16 protein-coding genes are annotated in these 20,108 nt (G+C 60.7%); 6 read left to right on the top strand and 10 right to left on the bottom strand.

The features are described from left to right. Nucleotides 1-270: 270 nt before the first annotated feature. The 4 genes from AAF358_13805 to AAF358_13820 all read left to right on the top strand — a co-directional run bounded on the left by AAF358_13805 (nt 271) and on the right by AAF358_13820 (nt 6,773). The gene (locus tag AAF358_13805) at nt 271-1,152 is read left to right on the top strand and encodes a DUF1838 family protein (protein ID MEM7706629.1); all 882 of its coding nucleotides are present in this window, start codon (nt 271-273) and stop codon (nt 1,150-1,152) included. Then, nucleotides 1,149-1,820, top strand: coding sequence for a hypothetical protein (locus tag AAF358_13810; protein ID MEM7706630.1), 672 nt, complete (start codon nt 1,149-1,151; stop codon nt 1,818-1,820). The genes AAF358_13805 and AAF358_13810 overlap by 4 nt, the downstream gene beginning before the upstream one ends. Nucleotides 1,821-1,882: 62 nt before the next feature. Further along, nucleotides 1,883-5,755: a C13 family peptidase gene (locus AAF358_13815; protein MEM7706631.1), complete on the top strand. Its 3,873-nt coding sequence runs from the start codon at nt 1,883-1,885 to the stop codon at nt 5,753-5,755. Between the two features lie 55 nt (nt 5,756-5,810). Further along, complete coding sequence (locus tag AAF358_13820) at nt 5,811-6,773, top strand: NAD(P)H-binding protein (GenBank protein MEM7706632.1); 963 nt, start codon at nt 5,811-5,813, stop codon at nt 6,771-6,773. 39 nt (nt 6,774-6,812) lie between these two features. Here the strand turns inward: AAF358_13820 and AAF358_13825 are convergent, their stop codons facing one another. The 4 genes from AAF358_13825 to AAF358_13840 form a co-directional block, all read right to left on the bottom strand. Further along, nucleotides 6,813-7,553 (bottom strand): response regulator, encoded by a 741-nt coding sequence (locus AAF358_13825; GenBank protein ID MEM7706633.1) that lies wholly within the window; start codon nt 7,551-7,553, stop codon nt 6,813-6,815. Between the two features lie 155 nt (nt 7,554-7,708). Next, complete coding sequence (locus tag AAF358_13830; GenBank protein ID MEM7706634.1) at nt 7,709-8,143, bottom strand: response regulator; 435 nt, start codon at nt 8,141-8,143, stop codon at nt 7,709-7,711. Next, a complete protein-coding gene (locus AAF358_13835; GenBank protein MEM7706635.1) occupies nt 8,136-9,320 on the bottom strand; it encodes an ATP-binding protein in 1,185 nt (394 codons plus the stop codon). The genes AAF358_13830 and AAF358_13835 overlap by 8 nt, the downstream gene beginning before the upstream one ends. A gap of 208 nt (nt 9,321-9,528) precedes the next feature. Beyond that, the gene (locus AAF358_13840; GenBank protein ID MEM7706636.1) at nt 9,529-10,293 is read right to left on the bottom strand and encodes a DUF2797 domain-containing protein; all 765 of its coding nucleotides are present in this window, start codon (nt 10,291-10,293) and stop codon (nt 9,529-9,531) included. A 165-nt stretch (nt 10,294-10,458) separates the two neighbouring features. On the opposite strand from AAF358_13840, the gene AAF358_13845 reads away from it, so the two are divergent. Further along, on the top strand, nt 10,459-11,556 hold the full coding sequence (locus AAF358_13845; GenBank protein ID MEM7706637.1) for a D-2-hydroxyacid dehydrogenase: 1,098 nt from the start codon (nt 10,459-10,461) through the stop codon (nt 11,554-11,556). Here AAF358_13845 and AAF358_13850 read toward each other — a convergent pair. Together AAF358_13850 and AAF358_13855 are read right to left on the bottom strand one after the other, a co-directional pair. Beyond that, nucleotides 11,550-12,425 (bottom strand): NAD(P)-dependent oxidoreductase, encoded by an 876-nt coding sequence (locus AAF358_13850; protein MEM7706638.1) that lies wholly within the window; start codon nt 12,423-12,425, stop codon nt 11,550-11,552. The genes AAF358_13845 and AAF358_13850 overlap by 7 nt on opposite strands. Then, nucleotides 12,422-12,625, bottom strand: a complete 204-nt coding sequence (locus tag AAF358_13855) for a hypothetical protein (protein ID MEM7706639.1) — start codon at nt 12,623-12,625, stop codon at nt 12,422-12,424. The genes AAF358_13850 and AAF358_13855 overlap by 4 nt, the downstream gene beginning before the upstream one ends. A 111-nt stretch (nt 12,626-12,736) precedes the next feature. On the opposite strand from AAF358_13855, the gene AAF358_13860 reads away from it, so the two are divergent. Beyond that, entirely contained in the window at nt 12,737-13,621 is an 885-nt protein-coding gene (locus tag AAF358_13860; GenBank protein ID MEM7706640.1) for a LysR substrate-binding domain-containing protein, read from the top strand. Between the two features lie 47 nt (nt 13,622-13,668). On the opposite strand, the gene AAF358_13865 is transcribed toward AAF358_13860, so the two are convergent. From AAF358_13865 to AAF358_13880, 4 genes are all read right to left on the bottom strand, one after another. After that, nucleotides 13,669-14,328 (bottom strand): SDR family oxidoreductase, encoded by a 660-nt coding sequence (locus AAF358_13865; GenBank protein MEM7706641.1) that lies wholly within the window; start codon nt 14,326-14,328, stop codon nt 13,669-13,671. Between the two features lie 84 nt (nt 14,329-14,412). Next, a complete protein-coding gene (locus AAF358_13870) occupies nt 14,413-15,807 on the bottom strand; it encodes a TIGR00366 family protein (protein ID MEM7706642.1) in 1,395 nt (464 codons plus the stop codon). Between the two features lie 144 nt (nt 15,808-15,951). Beyond that, complete coding sequence (locus tag AAF358_13875) at nt 15,952-17,847, bottom strand: ATP-binding protein (protein MEM7706643.1); 1,896 nt, start codon at nt 17,845-17,847, stop codon at nt 15,952-15,954. A gap of 98 nt (nt 17,848-17,945) precedes the next feature. Continuing rightward, nucleotides 17,946-20,084 (bottom strand): S9 family peptidase, encoded by a 2,139-nt coding sequence (locus AAF358_13880; protein MEM7706644.1) that lies wholly within the window; start codon nt 20,082-20,084, stop codon nt 17,946-17,948. Nucleotides 20,085-20,108: the final 24 nt, after the last annotated feature.

The raw sequence follows: 20,108 nt of genomic DNA on the forward strand, positions 1-20,108 counted from the left end.
CGCAAGGCAGAAGACCGCTGGAATCCATGCGCGTTGGTTCTGACAACCCTTATCATTTGCATGGCCAAAATGAGAAGACGAAGCAAATTGACGCGGGTACTGGGCCATAATGGCGGCGACTCTGGAACCGGAGTCGGGCGCCAGGGCGTCTGCGGTGAAGCCAAACCTGCCAGGAATCAATCGATGAGCTATTTTTTGACGCGCGCCTTAAGAGGCCTGCACTCAAATTTAAAGCGGCCCGTGTCCACTCGGAGCCAGCGGCGGAGATTTATGACCGCAACCCTGGCAGCGAGCGCGACGGCCGTACCCGGCACAATGGCGCTCGCGAGCCCGGCGGCGCTGCCCGCCTTTCCCGGTGGCCGCATTCGATCCGAATTTGTGAATTACGAAGATCCGCTGGAACATCAGCGACAGAGCTTCCGGGTCCTGCGCAATATGCGTAAAAACGCGGACGTTCTGTTCTGGTACCACTTTCAAATGTACGCCGTGCAGGACGGGCGTCGCCCCGAAGCGGTGGTGCGCTGGGAGGGCATCGAGCTTTCCCATCATCAAAACCTTGGGCCGGGTATGTACCGAATCGGCGGTCACAACCTGTCTTTTCCCCGCGACATCAAAACAGGACGCTGGACCGACAGCGCCGTCAATCCGATCACCGGGGAAACGGTTGCGGTTCCCGCGATCACCCTGACCGGCGATCCTGGCTACCTCTATACGCCGGACGGCGTGATCCCACTCGACAGCCCGGAAGCGCCGCCGCGGATTCGTCACGAGCAGTTTTTGATCGAAGGAGACCTGATGAAGATCGAACAGGTGCGCCAGCCGCCGGCTTCCTGGCCCGCCACGTTTATCGAAACGTCGGCCAACTGGTCGCCGCTTTCGCTCTTTCAGGACGACAGCATTCTGGATCTCCCGACCGGCACCTCCGGCGGCTACGTTTTCCCCTGGCCCGAATGGATGGATATGGGCGACCGGCCTGGCCATATGTTCGCCACCTGGAACGGTCGCAAGCTCCAGTCCGTCGACCAGCTGCCGGCGGAGTTTTTCCAGAAAGCCAGTACGGTTCATCCAGAGCTGCTTGAGGTGGACATGACGAGGTTCTCCAAAGCCCTCCCCGAACCGCTCGCCAAGCGGGTTGCCGAGGCAGCCGCATGAACGCCGTCAAACGTCATCTGAGGGTGGGCATTTTGGCCGCGGTCCTCGCTACCTGCTGCTGGTCCTTCAGCCAGGCGAACGATCAAGCCGATTCCCTGGCAGCGATACAGGCGCTCCTCCCAGGCGACTATCTTGGCGAGGGGAGTCGGGGCCCTGTCTATCATCGGATCGTGCCGCTAAAGGTGCCCGCGTTGGGCGGCCAGATTTTCTATCACCACATCAGCACGGAGTCGTTCGGCGGCCCGGCAGCGCAGCGTAAATTTTATGTTTTCGAAGGCACCGACCTGATCATGCGGTCCACGGTGCTGCTGGAAAGCGGCGTCACGCTGGACAGCAACTGGGACATGGCGCTGCAGCTCACCCAGGTCACGGAGGAGAAGCTCCTCAGATTTCCCGACGGCTGCCGGTTTCAGTGGCGCGACGACAACGGCGACTTCGTCGCACGCGTAGACCGCAGCGTGTGTAGCTACGACAGCCCCACGTTCGGCGGCCGAGTCAGCCCGGAGATGACCTATCGCCTCACGCCCTGCGATCTGGCGATTGCGGAGGGCATTTACCGCGAGGACGGCAGCCCTGTCTTTCCGCCGTCTGACGTCACGAATCGCCGGATGGTCACAGCAAATGACACGAACAAAGGCGCAATGACGGGATGTAACGCTTCGCGCTGACGTACAGTCCCTGCACCGCCACAACGGGTAGCTTTTCTGCAGGATCCCGTTAGGCTAACCCTATGATTTCTCGCTCTTGGACAGCCCGCACAGCCGGGCTCGTAATGCTGTTTCTGCCGCTGGTTTGGAGCAGCGCCCACTCCCAATCTCTGCGCTTTGAGCGCTTCGTGCCGGCACTGCAGCAGCCCTGGTATTTCTCCGACGGGGTTGACGGTATTGCTGCGGTCGGCGATACGGTCTTTGCGGTGAGCGAAGGCAACGCCTTTGCGCTCAGCCGCACCGGGCGAATCATCACGCTCGGCTCGCCGTTCGGCGCCAATAACGCTTTTGATTTTGTGGCGAGGAACAACCTGCTTTTTATCCCCACCTTCGGTGGTGTGGTTCAGATGGATCAGAACTTCGAGTCGATTCGATTTCTTTCCGATGGCGGCTCGGGAGGCCCAGGCGGGATTATCCGGGCAGCCGCGATGGACTTTCTGAGCGACGGCAGCTTCGCCGTCCTCGACGTGGACTCTTCCGTGCCTGACGCTAGCGCCAACAGCGTCAAGATTTTTGACGCTGACTTTGATTTTCTGTCGAGCTTTCAAGGTCTGGGCACCTGCCCCATCACCTTTTCGATTCAGCCGACAGGGCTATTTGTCGCTCCCGACGACACCATTTACGTGACACACACCTGCGCCAGCGAAATCCAGCAATTCAGCCGCTCTGGAACTCTGCTCCGCACCCTTGGCTCCGTTTCCGACACGCCCCGTCCCCAGGATTTGACGATGAGCGCCGACGGCAACCAAATCGTTGTGGCAACAGAACGTGACGTCGCGGTGCTGGACACCCTAACCGGTGCACTGGTTACTCGTTTCAGCCCGCCACCAAGCGGCAGCAACTTTTTTCCCGCCATTACCCTCGCGCCTGACGGCACGTACTTGCTCGGATCGATCTCTGCAATACACCGCTTTAGCAAAACCTTCCAGCTGCTGAGCACGTTCCAGAGCGCCTCCCCTGAGGAGGGTTTCTTTGATGAACCGCGGGATATCGCCGTCGATAACCGCAACGGCGTCGTGAATGTCATCGAGGGCCGCAACAACCGAATATCCGTCCTGGACTCCCAGGGACAATTGACCACGGTTTACGACCGCAGTACGGCGAACTTTGACACGTTAGATACCCCATCCAGCATCGCCAACCTGGGCCAGCTGGGGCTGCCTTTTACAGGACTTGAGGAGAACTTTTATGGTGTCGCTGACTGCAACGGCGTGAAGTATTTTTCCGGCGACGGCACGACCTATCTGCCGCTGACAACGGTCGCCGGCAGCAACCCAGGGGAATTCGTGCAGCGCTGCGGCAAACGGATCGGCATGCTGCCGATCGCCATCGACGACGTTGAGCTTTTTCTCACAGACGGCGGAAACGATACAGTCAAAGTCTTCGACGCAATCACCTACGATTTCCGCCGCGAGTGGACTTCAATCAATCCGCAGACCAACGCCCCTTTCAGAATCCGGTCGCTGACGAGTGATGGTGAGCACCTGATTGCACTGGGACAAGACAGGGTGGTTTTCTATGATCGCGACGGCGTGCCGCAGCGAGACTTCGACATCGGGGACAGTGGCGGTGACATCACCTACACGCAGCTCGGCGATCTGCTGGTGACCAGCTCGAGAGCACTGCGACGGTACACGCTGGAAGGCGAGCTGACCCAGGAAACCCCGTTGCCCCGGGGCATCGGCCCCGGGCAGGTGCGCGACATCACTAACTCCTCCGCCGTCGATCTCGGTAACGATCAAATTGTTGTGGCCGACGGTCGCAACAATCGGGTGAAATACCTGCGCGCGCTAACCACCACAGAAAATCCTAAAGCGATTGTGGTTGCCGGCGGAGGCCCCTACCCCGGCAACGCCCTGTGGGACGCAACCCGGGTCAACGCCAACTTTGGGTATCGCACCCTGCTCAACCAAGGGTTTGACAAGGATGGTGTCCAATACCTGTCCGATGACAATGCCGACCTGGACCAGAACGGCGTCGAGGACGACATCGACGCGCCGGCAATCGGCAGCGAACTGGAGGCGGCGATCACCGGAGCCTTTTCCGCGGACGCCACCGAGCTCGTGATCTACCTGGTGGATCACGGCGGCGACGACACGTTCCGGCTGAGCGGCACCGAGACGATCACGAGCACCCAACTCAACGAATGGCTGGACACCTGGCAGCAGGCCAGCGGCGGCCAGCGCATCACCGTGATCTACGATGCGTGCCAGTCCGGCTCTTTTGTCGACGAGATCAGCGCCGGCAGCGCCAACCGGATTGTGATCGCCAGCGCACGGGCCGACCAGAGCGCCTACTTTGTCTCGCAGGGTGCGCTGTCCTTTTCCAACCAGTTCTGGACGCAGATCTTCAACGGGCAGTCGCTCAAGGCAGCCTATGAGGCGGCCACCGAGGTGATCGAGCAGGCGTTTCCCACGCAAAACCCAATCCTTGACAGCAACGGCAACGGCATCGGGAACGAAACCGCGGACTTTGCCGTGCTCGACCTGATCGGCGGTGGCTTTATCGGCAACGGCACCACCATCAGCGGCTCCCGGCCCATCATCACCAGCGTCTTTCCGCCCATCACGCTCGCAAACGGCAACGAGACCGCGCTGACCGCGTTCGGCGTCACCGACTCCGACGGCGTAGCCCGGGTCTGGGCAATATTGATTCCTCCCGGCTACGTGCCTGGCTCAGCCGACAACCCCGTGAGTGAACTGCCCACGGTGAATCTAGACTCGCAAAGCGGCGATGATTTCTCGGCGACCTTTGCGGGCTTTTCCGAAATCGGTACCTACCAGGTCGTAATCTACGCCGAGGACGGCTTCGGCAACGTCTCGGTGCCGAGCATCAGCACGGTGACCGTCAACAGTCCACTGCAGCGGCGCGCCGTCATTATCGCCGGGGGCGATCAGTCAGACGCTGGCTTTGCGGGAGTCAGCGCCAACACGCGCCTGGCTTACGCGGCGCTGGAACAGCAGGGCTACGGTCCGGACGGCGTCTCCTGCGACAGCGCCCTCTGCGACGCCGTGCAGTTTCTCACGCCCGAGGCGGTGGCAGGTTTTGACGCCACCGCAACCCTCAGCAACGTGGAAGACGCCATTTCGGTATGGGGCGCCACCGAGACCCAGGATCTGACGGTCTACCTGACCGGCCCCCGCGGCGGCGGCGGCTTTCAGCTTGCGGGCGGCGACGTGCTGACCGCGGCAGCGCTGGACGGGTTCCTGGACATCGCCGAGGCCGCAAACCCGGGGCGGGTCACGGTGATCGTCGACGGCGATCTGGCCGGCGAATTTGTGAACCAGCTGAGTCCTTCGGACGGCCGCCGCTTCCTGATCGCCAGCGCGTCGGGTACCGACGTCGCGGCCAACGCGCTGGAAGGCGTCGTGTCGTTTTCCCGGTTCTTCTGGTCGCAGACGCTGAACGGCGCCACGGTGTTCGACGCCTTCCGTCAGGCCCGCAGCGGCATTCGCTTTGCCGCGGACTGCCAGAACCCGGAAATCGACACCGACGGCAACAACGTTCCCAACCAGCTATTCGACGGCCTGTCAGCCGGCGCCTATCGAATTGGCTCCGGGATTCTGCTGGCCGGGGATGACCCCTTGATCGAGTCGACCCAGGGACCGTCGGTGGTGACGGAAGGCAGCGCTTACAACCTGACCGTAAGCGGCATCACGACTACGGGCACCATCGACCGCGTGGTGGCGGTGATCGGCATGAACGGCAGCTGCGAGGTCACCCAGGTGCTCAACAACCTGGGGAACGGTCGCTGGGGCGGCGAACTGCCGATGGTGGATTTCGAATCACCGAGACTGAGCGTCGCGGCTTTTGCGGTAGACGATGACGGCAACGTCTCACTGCCGGTGACCCGCAGCGTTGTCGGCGACCTGGTCTTTCGCAACGGCCTCGAGTAGAGATAGTGCTGGACCCCGCACGCGCCTCGCGCCTTGTAGCGATAACGTAAGAACCTTGGGTTCCAACCAACATCGCGTGCTGCTGGCGGGTGCTTCCGGGTACATCGGTCGCGCGGTGGCGGCCAAGCTGCTCGCCGATGGTTATGAGGTGATTGCGCCGCTGCGCAGACCGGATCAGGCGCCGCCCGGCTGCCGGGTAATCCATACCGAACTGGACGACCCCAACAAGCTATCGACGGCTCTCGCCGGCGTCAATACATCGGCCATCATTTCCTGCATCGCGTCGCGCAGCGGCGTCGCCCAAGACGCCTGGCGTGTCGACTATCAGGCCAATCGGAATCTTCTCCAGGTTGCCTCGGCGCTCGGAGCAAATCGTTTTATCCTGCTTTCAGCAATCTGCGTACAACGGCCGAAGCTCGCATTTCAGCAGGCCAAGCTCGCGTTTGAGACCGACCTTAGAGCCGCCGGCCTCACCTATTCGATCGTCCGACCCACCGCCTTCTTTCGATCCCTGTCGGGTCAAGTTCCTCGCGTGCAGCAAGGCAAACCCTATCTGTTGTTTGGCGACGGCTCGCTGACCGCGTGCAAACCGATCGCTGAGGATGATCTGGCGGCGTTTATCGTTCAGTGTCTCGTCGATGAGGACAAACAAAACCGAGTGCTGCCCATCGGTGGGCCGGGACCCGCCCTGACACCGCGCGAGCAGGGCGAGATGCTGTTTGAACTGACGGGCCAACCGCCGCGCTTCAAGCGCGTGCCCCCAGCCCTTTTCTCGGTGGCGTTGAGCCTGCTGAATCCGCTCAGCAAGATCATTCCGGCCCTGGCGGCCAAGGCGGAGCTGGCGCGCATCGGACGGTACTACGCCACCGAATCGATGCTGCTTTGGGACGAGGACCGCGCGCGTTACGACGAATCAGCCACACCCAGCACCGGTAAAATCACGCTTCGAGATCACTACGAGCGCGTGCTGACCGAGGGTATGGCCGGTCAAGAGGCTGGCGACCAGAAGCTGTTTTAGCCGGGCTGCCGCCGTAGATGCCGGAGCAAGAACGCCGAGTCAGGCGAGCGCAATACGATTGCGCGCCTCGTCAAAAGACCCGACGCGATCCAGCATCCGCACCAGTTGCGCTACCGAGCGAACCGACATCTTCTCCATGGCATGCGACCGGTGAATCTCTACGGTCCGCGGAGAAATCCCAAGCTCCAGGCCGATACTCTTATTGGCTTGACCATCGGCAATCAGCGCCATCACCTGCCGTTCCCGAGGCGTCAGGCTGTCGATCCGCCGGTTGACCTCGTCAGCCTCCAGCGCGGATTCGTGGCCCGCACGGTTTTGTTCCAGCGCTTCGTTTACGCGATGAAGTAGGTCCTGGTCGCGAATGGGTTTTGGCAAGAAATCGACGGCGCCGAGCTTCAGCGCCTCGACCGCCATCGGAATATCGCCATGGCCCGACATAAAAATCAGTGCCAGCTGACGATAGTCTCGCGTCATGAGTTCCCGCTGCAGCTCCAGGCCACTCATCTCCGGCATCCTGACGTCCAAAACCAGCACCCCAGGCCGGCCGTCGTATACATCGAGAAACTGCTGGGCAGAAGCAAGCGCCAGGCACTTCAGGTTGACAGATTCAAGCAGCAGCGTCAGCGCGCTTCGGATGGCGTCATCATCGTCGACAACGTAGACCGTTTGGTCGATTGCGCGACGCCCAGCCTTGGAAAATGCCTGTTCGCAGTCGGGATCTGCGGGAGTATCCACGGCCAGACCCGCAGCCAAATCGGTGTTGGATACGGAGCGTCCCATCACTCCACCTCCTTCCTGATCGGGTTAAGTCCTTAGCCTCCATCCTCACAAATCGCCCGCCGCTTCACTATAAGTATTTGCCCCAGCTAGGGTAACCGGATGTTGCGGGGGGCTAAGTCCGAGTTTGGCACCGAGCCGAAGTCGCTGCGGAACGCTTAGGCGCTCTGTTCTGACAGGTCAGTCGCTTCTCGACAAACGTCGGCCAGCGTTGCGACGTTTTGGGACGTCAGCGGCTTATTCAGGATGTCCCTCCCCATCGGGAAAGCCAACGCTCGGGACCGGTCAGCCGGATTCAGCGAGGTTGTCAGCAGCACCACCACGGAACGTTCAAAACGCGGTCCAAACTCCGCCTGCGCTTGATCAAGGAACTCAAACCCATCCATCCGAGGCATGTTGATATCGAGGGTGATCAGGTCAACCCGAGGGCGGTCGTTGCGGCGCAGATGAGCCAGGGCATCTTCAGCGAGCGAAAAGAAGTTCAGGGTGGCGACTAGCCCTGATCGTTCGATGATGCGTCGATACAGATACTGATCGGTCTCGTCGTCATCGATCATCACCATGCTGCCGATGACGCTCGATGCTTCACCCATCGGTTGCCACCGGCAGCGTCACGGAAAAAACCGAGCCTCCGCCTCGCCGTGAGTGAACGTCGATGTTGCCGGCATGATTGAGGGCCACGCGGCGGCACAGCGCAAGACCAATTCCGGTCCCTGAGTATTCGCTGGCCAGATGAAGCCGCTTGAACATGCCAAAAATTCGGCCCTGGTCTTCGGGATCGATGCCAATGCCGTTGTCTTTGACGTCGATCACACACTCGCGGCTGCCCTCCGAACCGCCAATGGCGATCTCAATCTTCGGCGCAACGCCTGGAGCCACGTATTTCAAGCCGTTAGCGATCAGGTTCTGGAACAGGATTCGCAGCTGCGAAGCCACTCCGACGACACGAGGCAGCGTGCCGGCACTTACCGTCGCACCTGAAACCTGGATCTGCTGGGCGAGGTCATCAATCACGTCGTTGACCAAATTCGCCAGATCCAGCGACTGCTTATCGACCTCGATGCCGGAGACCCGGGTATAGCTCATCACGTCTTCGATGAGCTGGTTCATGCGGCCGGTGGTCTGATGACACCGTTCGAGCATCATCAGCGCCTCGCTGTCCTTGTCTGAATCCAGCAGCAGACCGAGCTCGGTATGCAGCAGCGCCAGCGTATTGGTGGGCGCCTTTAGATCGTTGGAAAGCACGTTGGTAAATTCCTGCTGCTCGAGGCGCAGTCGCTTACTGGTAATCCGCGCTGCTTTCAGACGAACCAGGTCTGAGACACAGCTCGAAATCTTCTGGACCGTCGCCTGATCTTCCTCCGTCCATTCCCGAGGCTCATCGGCGATCACGCAAAAGGCGCCCACCGGCTCCTCGCTTTCGCCATAGATCGGGTTTCCCAGGTAAGCCATCACGCCAAGATTGGGGATTGCCAGATTGTCTTTCACCAGCTTGTGGCTCAGCGCATTGTCCACAACCAGCGGACAATTGCGGCCGACAACATGTTGGCAAAAGGAGTGGTCGAGCGGGGTTTGACGCCGTTCACGCCACGGGTCTTGCAGACCGTGCTGACTCTTAAAAAACTGGCGATCCTGATCAAAGTCCACGATGGACACCAGCGCTACCGGGACGTTCAGGAGATGTGCCGCAAGTTCGGTCAGACTGTCAAAATTCTGCTCCGGCGCTGCGTCAACAAGGTCGAGATCTCCTAGCTGTTGTGTATCAGCCATGAATTTCAGCGAATTGTCTGCAGTTCAAGGGTTACCGCCTGCCTTATGCCAATGTCGATTAGGCCTGCCGTTTCGGCCCGGCGTAACCCTTCATAGCGGCCAAGATCCGTCGAACTTGAGTCTGGATAGGCTTGTCGCCTCGATCTCTGGGTATTTTGGTGGCACTTGGATAAGCAACGCCCTCGTATACGGTCTCTTGAGGGTCAAATCAGCTGACATCCACCTCGTAGCCCTGGTGCTTGCGAATGTTGAGCACCCGGTCGTCATTCAGCAGGAGATATTGTCCTTTGATACCAAGTAGCGTGCCATCGATAGCAGGCTGTTTGTCAAAGCCGACGCTCTTGACCTTCTCCGGGAATACCTGCACCGGATAGTTGATTCGCCATACCGCGTCATCTTCATCGACATACTGAGTGAGGTCTCTGGCCAGCTCACCACGAAGGCGGTCTTTGAAGGCCAGCAGATCATCGTCGCAGATTTCGTTTTTCAGCATGCGACGCCAGTTGGTCCGGTCGGTGAGGTGAGCCTTCAGCGCGACTTCGATCACGCCGGCGGTATAGCGATTCGGCGTACGGGCAAACACCACCGCCTCCGAGGCGCCTTGATCAATCCAGCGCGTGGGAATCTGTGTGTTTCTGGTGATACCCACTTTCACCGCTGAGCTTTTGGCCAGGTAGACCACGTGTTCCTGAAGACAGTGTTTTCTGGCCCACGCCATATCGCGGGCTTCGCCGTCATGAGCGCGACACAGCTCTGGACCCAGGATACATTCGCTGGCTTCAGGCGCGGAGCGAAAACACGGGAAGCAGAACCCCTGGCCGAACGACTTTTTGGTCTCCCGGCCACACTTGATGCAGTGGATAAGCCCGGCGTAGCGCAGCGAGATCGGCTGGCCAATGCGCGGGTTGAGATCGATTCTCGAACCGCCAACCGGCAGGTGGTAGCTCACAACCTCGTCTAGGCTGACGGTCATTTTTCTCAGATTGCCTTTGATCACTTTTCTCCCTTTGGTCTGATCGCCCCCCGATCGCGGTCAAGGCATACCGGGCACCGTCTTTCATCCTACCGTGCGCGGCCGGCGACGGTTGCATTCGCGCCATCGTGACGGCGATCATAAGCAGGACGCACGGAGACCCGCATGAACCTATCGCAATTAATCGTACTGATTGCTGGCATAAGCCTGACCGGCGCCGCTATCGCGCAGTCCAATATTGAAGAACTCATCGCGCAGACTGGCGTAAAGGAGGGGGCCGCAGCGCTGCGGGAGCTACCCGGCTGGCGAAAGCCTCAAAAGATCATTGTGCGGGACGTGGGGCTGCCGCGCAGCGAAATCGAGGGAGCGATACCGGGGGTTGAAGTGATCCTCACCGTCAGCGAAAGCCAGGCCATCGACAACGCGCGCGGCGCGGACGCGATCATCGGCTGGTGTTCCGAGCCGCTGTTGAGGGCGAGCGACCACATCGCGTGGGTCCAGATCTTTAGCGCCGGAGCCGAGCGCTGCGTAACGGCTGGACCCATCGCTGACGGATCGATGGTGCTGACCAACATGCAGAAAATGTCTTCACCCGTGCTGGCCGAACACGCCATTGCGCTGACCTTGGGTCTGGCGCGCCAGCTCCCCTACTTCACTAAACAGATGACCACCGGCCAGTGGCGAAAACAATCGTTGGCCACCGACCGCATGCAGTCGATTGCGGGCAAGACTCTCCTGGTCGTCGGCCTGGGGGGCATCGGTATCGAGGTGGCAAAACGAGCGGCCGCTTTGGACATGAGGGTCATTGGCACCCGCCGCAGTTCGCGAGAGGGCCCCACCTATATCGATTACGTTGGCCTGTCCGATGAACTGCTTAACCTGGCGGGCGAGGCGGATTTTATTGTGGTTACCCTGCCCCTGACTCCGGACACACGCGGCCTGCTCGATCGAGAATTCTTCAACGCCGCGAAGCGAGGGGCAAAGCTGGTGAACGTTGGCCGAGGCCCGGTGGTGGTCACCGATGATCTGCTTGCTGCCCTACGCAGCGGGCAGCTCAGCGGCGCAGCGCTGGACGTGACCGATCCAGAGCCGCTGCCGCCAACGCACCCCCTCTGGCAAATGGAAAACGTGCTCATTACGCCGCACGTAGCGGCACGCGGCGGCAGCCTCGCGCGCCACATGATCATCCTGAAAGAAAACCTCCGCCGTTTTGCCGCCGGCGACGCGCTGCTGAATGTGGTCGACCCTCAGCTCGGCTATTGAGGCGCGGGCTCGCGGTCAGCGTAAAGCCTCGCGACCGTTGTAAGATTGTCGTCTCCCATGCCAGCGCCAAGGGCGCTGGCAAACACCGCAGCGGCCGCGCTGCTGACCGGCAGCGACGCTGCATGGCTCCCAATGGCGTAAGAGAAATCCTTGGCGACGAGCTCGACCGGAAACAACGGCTCATGCTGTCCTGCCAGCATCAGACCAGCCGCACCTTTGGCTGCCGGACTCATGACCGGTGTTTCGCCGAGCTGCGCGAACGCTTTTTGCGCATCAAGACCGAGCTCCCGACTACGGTTTAGGAGCTCCGCCAGCGCAGCGACCTGGATACCAAACAGCGTATTCGCCAGCAGCTTTAGTGCTGTTCCAGCACCCGTCGGTCCGGCATGGTGTTGCGCCTGCCCGAGCTGTGCGAGAACGGGTGATATACGGGCCACGGCCTCGTCGGAGCCGCCGAGCAGATGTACAAGCTGACCCGCCTCGGCCTGTGGGCGCGAGCCTAGCACCGGGGCGTCAGCAAATAGTCGGTCGTGTCTCTCCGCGACGCCGGCAAGTTCTTTGACCCACTCCACCGACAGCGTGGAGGACTCTACTGCCCAGGCATTCGACTTCAGCGCCCGGAGCGCGCCCGTTTCCCTCTCCAGCCATACAGAACGGGAGGCCTCATCGTCGCGCAAGGCCGCGATGACGCCCGTCGCGTCGCTCACCGCATTCGCGGGGGAGTTGGCCGGACGCGCCCCCTGCTCTGCCAGCTCGCGGACCGACCCGGGGTTTCGATTCCATACCGTTACGGTGTGGCCAGCCGCCAGAAGCCGTCGCGCCATGCGTGACCCCATCGCGCCAAGCCCGAGGATCGCAAGATGGGTCATCGGGCCGGTTCCTCCTGCTGCCGCTGGGTACTGCCCAGCGGATCGTGCCAGCAAAGGTCCTCCTCCTGCGGGGAAACCGGCCTTTCTGCCAGGATGGCGTGCAGCCTCGGAATAAAGCCCCAGCTGGCTTTGACCTGCGAAAGTCGTTGCCGTGAACCTATCGGGGCCGTGATTTCCTCAGGGAATGAAAATAGCGACATCAGTGAACTCCTGTTGATCTGTCGACGGATGTTGGGAGCTATCCTGCCCGCGCTCTCGCTCATGCAGAAGTGGGGCAATACTGATAAGATTTATTCTTTTTGAGAATATATATGGATCAGCTGCTCGCGATGCGCCAGTTTGTGTCGGTGGTGGACGCTGGCTCGTTTTCCGCCGCCGCCCGCCTGCTGCACGTGGGTCAACCAGCGGTCTCCAAGGCGATCGCAGCGCTTGAAGACCACCTCGGCGTGAGGCTGCTCGTTCGTACGACCCGTTCCCACAGCGTGACTCACGCCGGCGAACGTTTCTACGAGCGGGCGAGGCGCGTGCTGGATGAGGTGGACGAAGCGGAGAAGGCGGCCAGGGACGAAAGTACCGCGCTGACCGGGCGTTTGCGCGTTGCTGCGCCGCCGGTCTACGCCAGCTCGCAGATCATTCCTCGTCTAGCCGAATTTACCAACGACCACCCCGATCTGAGCATCGACTTTGTGCTCGATGATCGTCTGATCAATCTAGTGGAAGAAGGTGTGGACGTCGGGATACGGGCCGGTGAGCTGCGAGACTCCTCGCTGGTCGCTCGCCGCATCGATACCTCACACCGCCTGGTGGTCGGCGCGCCGGCCTATCTGGAGCGGTACGGCGAGCCCCAAAAACCCGCGGAGCTGGCGAGGTTTCGCGTCATCACCTACGCCGGTTTTCGAGGACCAACCCAGTGGTCCTTCAAACGCGGCGGTCATACCAGCGAGGTAATGCTGGACAGCGGCATTCGCGTCAGCGCCGCTGAAGCGCTTCGCGCTGCGATTATCGCCGGTCTTGGCTATGGCGTTGTGTCATCGCGCATGATGGAGGCAGAGCTTGCCAGCGGTCAGGTTCGCCAGGTGCTCAAAGGCTGGACCTTACCAGCCACCGGGGTCTGGGCGATTTATCCCGCTGGCCGGCGACCGCCGGCTAAGGCAACCGCCTTCGTTGAGTGGCTAGCGGAGGGTGGGAACACCTAGCGGACGGCCGATCCAACCGGCGTTAGCACAACGCGTGCCCGCGATTCTTACCAGGGAAGCTCGTAGCCTTCCGCGTGCCAGAATCGACCGGTGTTTTCCATGGACAGCTCGTCCATTCGGTCGATTAATCCGGCTGCCGCCTGGGCGGGCTCAATGCCTCGCAGGCCGGTCATTTCGGTGGCAACCAAACCCGGGTGCAGCAGGGCCACCGCAATACCGCGACGGGCTAGGTCATGACTCAAGTTTTTGCCCACCATATTGACCGCCGCCTTGGAGCAGCGATAGCCGTAGTTGTTGCCGCTGCCGTTGTCCTCAACGGAGCCAACCCGGCTGGAAACAATGCCGACCTTTGCCCCGTCTTCAAGGTTCCCGGCAAGGGCTCGAGTGATCCGGAGCGGCCCAAGAGCGTTGACCTGGAATTGCTCCAGCATCGAGTCGTAGTCGAGGCTGTCGAAATGATCGCCGCGCAGGATGCCAGCATTGTTGATAAGCCAGTCGATCTTTCGCCCGCCCAGCGAGTGCGCAAGCTGCGCTACGTCGTCAGCGCTGGAAACATCAACACCGTCGAAAACCTCCGCCCCGGCCGCGCCGAGCTCCCGGTTGGCCCCGCGGCAGACGCCGATCACGCTGTCGCCGCGCGCCGCAAGCTGCCGGCAGATTTCCAGTCCGATGCCGCGATTGGCGCCGGTGACCAGTGCTGTTGTCATGCGTTCCACTCCTTTTGCCGGCGCCGGCGCCGCGATTGTTCCACGCCGCTGAGCCTAACGATGCTGGAATTCCGGCTCAACTTATTACAACGGAACAAAGGTCACCAACAGCGCTGAGGTGGCGAAAATATAGAGAAAAGGCAGCACGAGATAACCCATAACGTCTCGCGCCTGAATGCGAACGCCCGCCCCCATCACCGGCAAAATGACCAGCAGAAAAAACGGCTGGAGCAGATTGGTCGACGTTTCACCGTAAGCGACCGCCAGCGCCACCCGGGCGATAAACGGCTGGACCTGGTCTTCCGGCAGCGTCGCCGCCAAACTGGCCGCGGCCTCGGTGAAGGCCGGTCCGATCACCGCCCACTCACCTCCCGCGGACGGAATGGCAAAGTTCACCACGGCGCCGCTCAGCATGCCAATAAACGGAAGCGTACCGACCGTGGCACCCTCAGACATCCAGCCGGCGATCTGTGTACCCAAACCGCTGAACATCATGATACCCATAATCCCGGCGTAAAACGGATACTGGAACACGATGCCGGAGACGTTGGAGCAGGCTCGTTTCATAGCGATGACGTAGCGCATCGGCGTCCCGTGGGTGAGCAAGCCAACGGCGAGAAAGATAAAGATCATAATGTTGAGATCGATATCAAAGCCGTTGCGCGCGAAGTGGCGAAAGACGTAGCTCAGCGCTGCGAGGGCAATGACCAGCTGCAGCCAGATTGTGTTGTTTAAGCGGTCAGAAATCGATTTTCCAGTCAGCACGTGCGTAGCTGCTTCCTCTGCCACCGTGCCGCGTTCTTCGTAGGCAGGGTCAGCGAGGTCGCGCATAGAACGGCTCGCATGCACGTGCGGACGCATGAGCCACATGAGCAGCGGCACCGCCAGAAAATGGTGAGCGATATAAGCCCAGTTCAGCGGACTCCCAAGCGTCGCGGAAATGGGGATTTGCTCGGACAACACGCCGGTCTCGATCAGGAAATTGCCTTCGGTATTCAGCAGCAGCGGAATGGAGCTCGACAAGCCACCGACCCAGGGCTGGCCTGCAAGATAGACACAGGCCACGAGATAAGAGTAGTCGAGACCGTCGACGCGCCGCGCCAGCTCTCGGGCGAGCACGGCGGTCAGCACCGCCCAGCCCCAGCTGATCAGACCAAACAGGCCACCCACCACAACCACCAGCACATAAACGGCGCCAGGTGTGGCTGCGAGCTTTGCCAGCCGATTGATCAATTGAGCAATGAACGGCGACAGCGCAATCGCGTAGCCGGTCACCAGGATCAAGACCATTTGCATGCCAAATTCCAGCAGTGTCCAGAACCCGCGGTACCAGTCGTCGACCACCGCGTTCACGCTCCGGTCGGTAAAGACCAGCGCCAATCCGGCGACCAGCAGCGTCAGAATGATCGCAAAGACAAAAGGTTCTGGAATCCAGCGCTGAAGCCGGTTTGACAGCACGCTGCCGGCGGCACGCAACATGTCAGTCGTTTGTCCTTTGGCGTTCTTGCCGGCACAGGGAGACTGGAAGCATGCTAGGAAGGACACCGGGTTTCGAAGTGGGGCCACTGTACCCCATCCTCAGCAAATTGATGAAGCGACCGCGTCCGTGGGCCGACCTGTTGCCTATGGCTGGTGCAAGGTGAGCTTTTGCAGCAGCTGCTCCGCCGTGAAGGGCTTTGACAAAAAGCCGTAGCGACCGGACTCGATGCCGTCGATTGCCAGTTCGCTCGGCACATAGCCAGAACAGATCAGTACCCCGCCCTGCGGACAGCGATCTTCAAAGACTTCGAGGACCTCAGCGAGTGGCGCTCCGGGGAACAGCGCGTCGGTACACAATAGATGAAAAGGCTGATCCATTTCCGCAAGCGCTTTGAGCGCCGCTTCCCCATCGGCAGCTTCGACGGTCCGAAAGCCACCCTTGCTCAGCGCAAAAACAATGAGCTGACGGACCAGCGGATCGTCTTCGACCACCAAAACGCGGCGACCTTGAAAGGCCGCGGAGTCAGTATCGTTCTCGTCGCCTTGCTTGTCCGAGGATGACGACTCCGCAGCATCCGGCGCCAGGGTGACGCGCGGGAAACTGATCGAGAATCGGGTGCCCTCACCCGGCTGACTGAAGACATCGATGGCCCCATCACTCTGCTCAACAATACCGAAGACGCTGGAGAGACCGAGTCCGGTCCCCTTCCCGACTCCTTTGGTGGTAAAAAACGGATCGAAGATCTGTTCCCGCGTCTCAGCGTCCATCCCAACACCCGAGTCTTCAACTTCAACGATCACCCGGCCGGCCTGGATCACGTCAGAAGGGGCCAGACAGCGTGTGCGCAGGCGGATCTCCCCGCCGTTGGGCATGGCGTCAATCGAGTTGAGCACTAGGTTGTACAGCAACTGACGCAGCTGCGTTTCGTCAACATAGATGGCGGCGTCGGGATCGAGATCGAGCTGAATAGCGGTATTGGACGGCAGTAAGGCCTTGAGCGTATCTGCCGTGTCTGCCACCACTTCGGAGGCACGCAGGTAGCTCGGCGACCGGACCTCCTGGCGACCGAAAATCAGCAGCTTGTCCGAAAGCTGCTTCGCCTGTCCGGTTGCGCTGGCGATGGCCTCGATCGCCTTGTCGCGGAATGCTTCGCTGCTGTCGTTTTGCAGGAGAGCCGTCCAGCCTTGAATCACCAGCAGCGCGTTGTTGAAGTCGTGCGCAACCCCTGCCGCCAGCCTGCCGAGCGCATCCAGCTTCTGTGTTTGGCTGGCAACGATCTGCGCTTCGCGCCACGCCTGCTCCGCATCCTGGCGCTGTCGGATCTCGGTGCGCAACCGATTGACCGCCTGGTTACGCTCCCGGAGCGCCGCATCCTGGCCAGAGAGCGATTTTTCGATGGTGCTTACCACAAACCAGACGGAAAACGCCATCCCGGCCCAGAAAAGCACCGAAACAAAGCTGGCTCGGGCCCAAAGCATGGGACCGCCCGCGGCATAGCTGACGTTATCGGGCCCGGCCCACCATCCGAGGTACTGCACGACAAAAAACCCAAACAGCACGACCGTCGTTGCCAGCAGGAGACGAACCATCACCTTCCGGCCCAGCAGCAGGGCCGAGAAAATCAGACAGAAGGCCACGCAAAGCACGGGACCGGCGGCCACCCCGACAAAAAACAGCGCTGCGAAAGATGCGGCAAGCGACAGGCTGAGAATGGTCCAGACGCGAACCAGATAGGAAAATCGGCCGCTGGACAGGTAAGCAGCCGGTACCAGAGAGACGACCAAAAGCACGCTGACCATCCGAAAGCTGGGGCTGCCGTCGAAAAGAAAAATCAAAATCGCCGTAATAGCCAGAACGGCCAGCAGCACCACGCGGATCTGCTTGAGGAGGTCGTTCCGCCAGTCGGGGATTACCGGCGAAGCGCGTTGCTCTCGAGATTCTTCAACCGCCGGTCTCACCGGCGGTTCAACGGGACCCACCTTCAGCTGCCGCTGCGGCGACTCGGCGGCCGCCCCGTTGTCGTCCGCCGTATCGTTCAACGCTCGTCGACAGTACGGGAAAATTTTTCCATCGAGAGATGTTGATACGCCTGCGGAAAATATTCAAGCAGTGCCATAGACCGGGCGCTGGCCGCCATCTACCCGTGCCTCACCGGCGATTGATCCTCAAGACCAAAAACTTTGAGCGCAAAAGCGTACTCGTGGGCGCGCTCCTCCAGCCGCTCAAATCGCGCTGCTGAACCGCTGTGGCCAGCTGCCATATTCATCTTTAGGAAAAACGGGCCACCGGTCGCTTCTGCCCGCAGCCTTGCGACCCATTTAGCGGGTTCCCAATAGGTGACCCGGTAGTCGGTCAATCCGCCGGTAGCGAGCAGCGGCGGATAGTCGACGTCCCCGCGGATGTTGTCATAGGGAGAGTACCCAGCAATCGTCTGGAAAGCCGTCAGGTCGTTGATCGGATCCCCCCACTCAACCCACTCGGGCGGGGTTAACGGCAGGTCCGCATCCGAGATCGTGTTGAGCACGTCGACGAAGGGTACTGCGGCAATCGCGCCGCCGAAAAGATCCGGCCGCAGGTTCAGCGTGGCGCCAACCAGCAACCCGCCTGCGGATCCGCCATAGCTGACCGTCCTGCCCTTCCCCCCGTAACCGCGGTCCTGCAGGGCTTCGGCAACCCGTGCAAAATCGGTAAACGAATGGTTTTTGTTGGCCAGCTTGCCGTCCTGATACCACTGTCGGCCGTTGTCAGAACCGCCCCGAACATGAGCTGTTGCGTAAACCACACCCCGATCGACCAACGACAGCAAAGCGCTGCTGAACCAGGCCTGCATCGTGGTTCCGTAGCTGCCGTAACCGTAAAGCAGCAGAGGCGTTGTGCCGTCAGCCCGGGTGGTCTTGAGCCTGAGCAGCGTTACTGGAATCTGAGCCCCGTCATCAGCCGTCACAAACAGGCGCTCCACCGCGTAGAGACCTGGGTCGTGGCCACTGGGAATTTCCTGTTGTTTCTGTAGCACCCGCTTCTGCGACTTTAGATCCACATCGAAGGTCTGGACCGGTGTGGACGGCGACTCGTAGTGGATGCGCAGCGACCGGGTGTCGAACTCAAGACCTCGGCTGAGCTCCAGATTGTACGCAGGGTCCGGAAAGTCTAGCTCGAAGCTCTCGCTGCGGGCGTAGTCGGACACCACAAGCCTTGGCAGGGCCTCGCGCCGCTCCAGACGGATTAACCAATCTTTGAGTGTAATGAGGTCACTCACGTAGCGACCGTCCTGATGAGGCAGCCAGTCCTGCCAGTGTTCCCGACCGGGTGAGGCAACGGGGGTGACGACAAGCTTAAAGTCCATCGCTCCCTGCGCATTGGTGCGCAGGTAAAAGTGATTGCCCTGATGATGTGGGTAGTAGAGTTCGTCCTCGACGCGAGCCGCAATCAGGCACGGCTCTGTCCCCGGGCTGGCGTCAAGCGCTAGATACCGATATTCCGTTGAGGTGCCCTTGGTGCTGCCAATAAACAGGTATTCGCGGCTCTGGCTGGCGTGAATCCCGAGAAAATAACTGTCGTCAGGTTCCTCATACACCAGCAGGTCTTCGGCCGGCGCAGTCCCCAGCAGGTGATGCTTGACGCGCTTCGGGCGCTGGCTGTTGTCACGTTCGACGTAGAAGAATGACCGCGAGTCTGAGGCCCAGACCACATGCCCACCGGTTTGCGAAATGGTCTCGAGGAGAGCCTCGCCGGACTCAATATGGCGTATCGTCAAATCGTAATACTCAGAACCCAACCGATCGACGCCGCAGGCGATCAGTGAGTGATCCGGGCTGTGGACCACGCTGGCGATACGAAAGAACGCCTCGCCTTTCGCTTCGAGGTCACCATCAAACAGGATCTGCTCCCGGAGCCCCTCCCGCGTGGTCCGCACGTAGACCGGGTAATCGCCGCCGTCGCGGTAGCGAACCGCATACGCAAATTCTCCGTCGGGTCTTGGTAGCGAGCTGTCCGCCTCTTTGATCCGCCCCCGCATCTCCCGGACCAGCCGTCGGCGCAGCGGTTCCAGGTCGTGGGTCGCTGCTTCGTAATACGCGTTTTCGGCATTCAGATGGTCGCGGATCGCCACGCTCAGCCGCGACGGGTCGCGCAGCACCTCCTGCCAGTACGGATCGCGGAGCCAGGCATATTCATCGACACGGTTTACGCCATGCTGAGTCGTCGTCTCGGGGCGCCGGTCAGCGATCGGTGGCGCATGGTTAACATCATCAAAGGGATTGCGAGGTGGCTGGCTCATCGCGCTAGCGTTGCGGAGAGGTCT

This window comes from Pseudomonadota bacterium (genome assembly GCA_039033415.1).
Classification (GTDB): Bacteria; Pseudomonadota; Gammaproteobacteria; order Xanthomonadales; family SZUA-38; genus JANQOZ01.

Bases quoted from the DNA above. Each gene is read 5' to 3' on its own strand.
- AAF358_13805 (MEM7706629.1), top strand. From the start codon at position 271: ATGACCGCAACCCTGGCAGCGAGCGCGACGGCCGTACCCGGCACAATG.
- AAF358_13810 (MEM7706630.1), top strand. From the start codon at position 1,149: ATGAACGCCGTCAAACGTCATCTGAGGGTGGGCATTTTGGCCGCGGTC.
- AAF358_13815 (MEM7706631.1), top strand. From the start codon at position 1,883: ATGATTTCTCGCTCTTGGACAGCCCGCACAGCCGGGCTCGTAATGCTG.
- AAF358_13825 (MEM7706633.1), bottom strand. From the start codon at position 7,553: ATGGGACGCTCCGTATCCAACACCGATTTGGCTGCGGGTCTGGCCGTG.
- AAF358_13830 (MEM7706634.1), bottom strand. From the start codon at position 8,143: ATGGGTGAAGCATCGAGCGTCATCGGCAGCATGGTGATGATCGATGAC.
- AAF358_13835 (MEM7706635.1), bottom strand. From the start codon at position 9,320: ATGGCTGATACACAACAGCTAGGAGATCTCGACCTTGTTGACGCAGCG.
- AAF358_13840 (MEM7706636.1), bottom strand. From the start codon at position 10,293: ATGACCGTCAGCCTAGACGAGGTTGTGAGCTACCACCTGCCGGTTGGC.
- AAF358_13845 (MEM7706637.1), top strand. From the start codon at position 10,459: ATGAACCTATCGCAATTAATCGTACTGATTGCTGGCATAAGCCTGACC.
- AAF358_13850 (MEM7706638.1), bottom strand. From the start codon at position 12,425: ATGACCCATCTTGCGATCCTCGGGCTTGGCGCGATGGGGTCACGCATG.
- AAF358_13855 (MEM7706639.1), bottom strand. From the start codon at position 12,625: ATGTCGCTATTTTCATTCCCTGAGGAAATCACGGCCCCGATAGGTTCA.
- AAF358_13860 (MEM7706640.1), top strand. From the start codon at position 12,737: ATGGATCAGCTGCTCGCGATGCGCCAGTTTGTGTCGGTGGTGGACGCT.
- AAF358_13865 (MEM7706641.1), bottom strand. From the start codon at position 14,328: ATGACAACAGCACTGGTCACCGGCGCCAATCGCGGCATCGGACTGGAA.
- AAF358_13870 (MEM7706642.1), bottom strand. From the start codon at position 15,807: ATGTTGCGTGCCGCCGGCAGCGTGCTGTCAAACCGGCTTCAGCGCTGG.
- AAF358_13880 (MEM7706644.1), bottom strand. From the start codon at position 20,084: ATGAGCCAGCCACCTCGCAATCCCTTTGATGATGTTAACCATGCGCCA.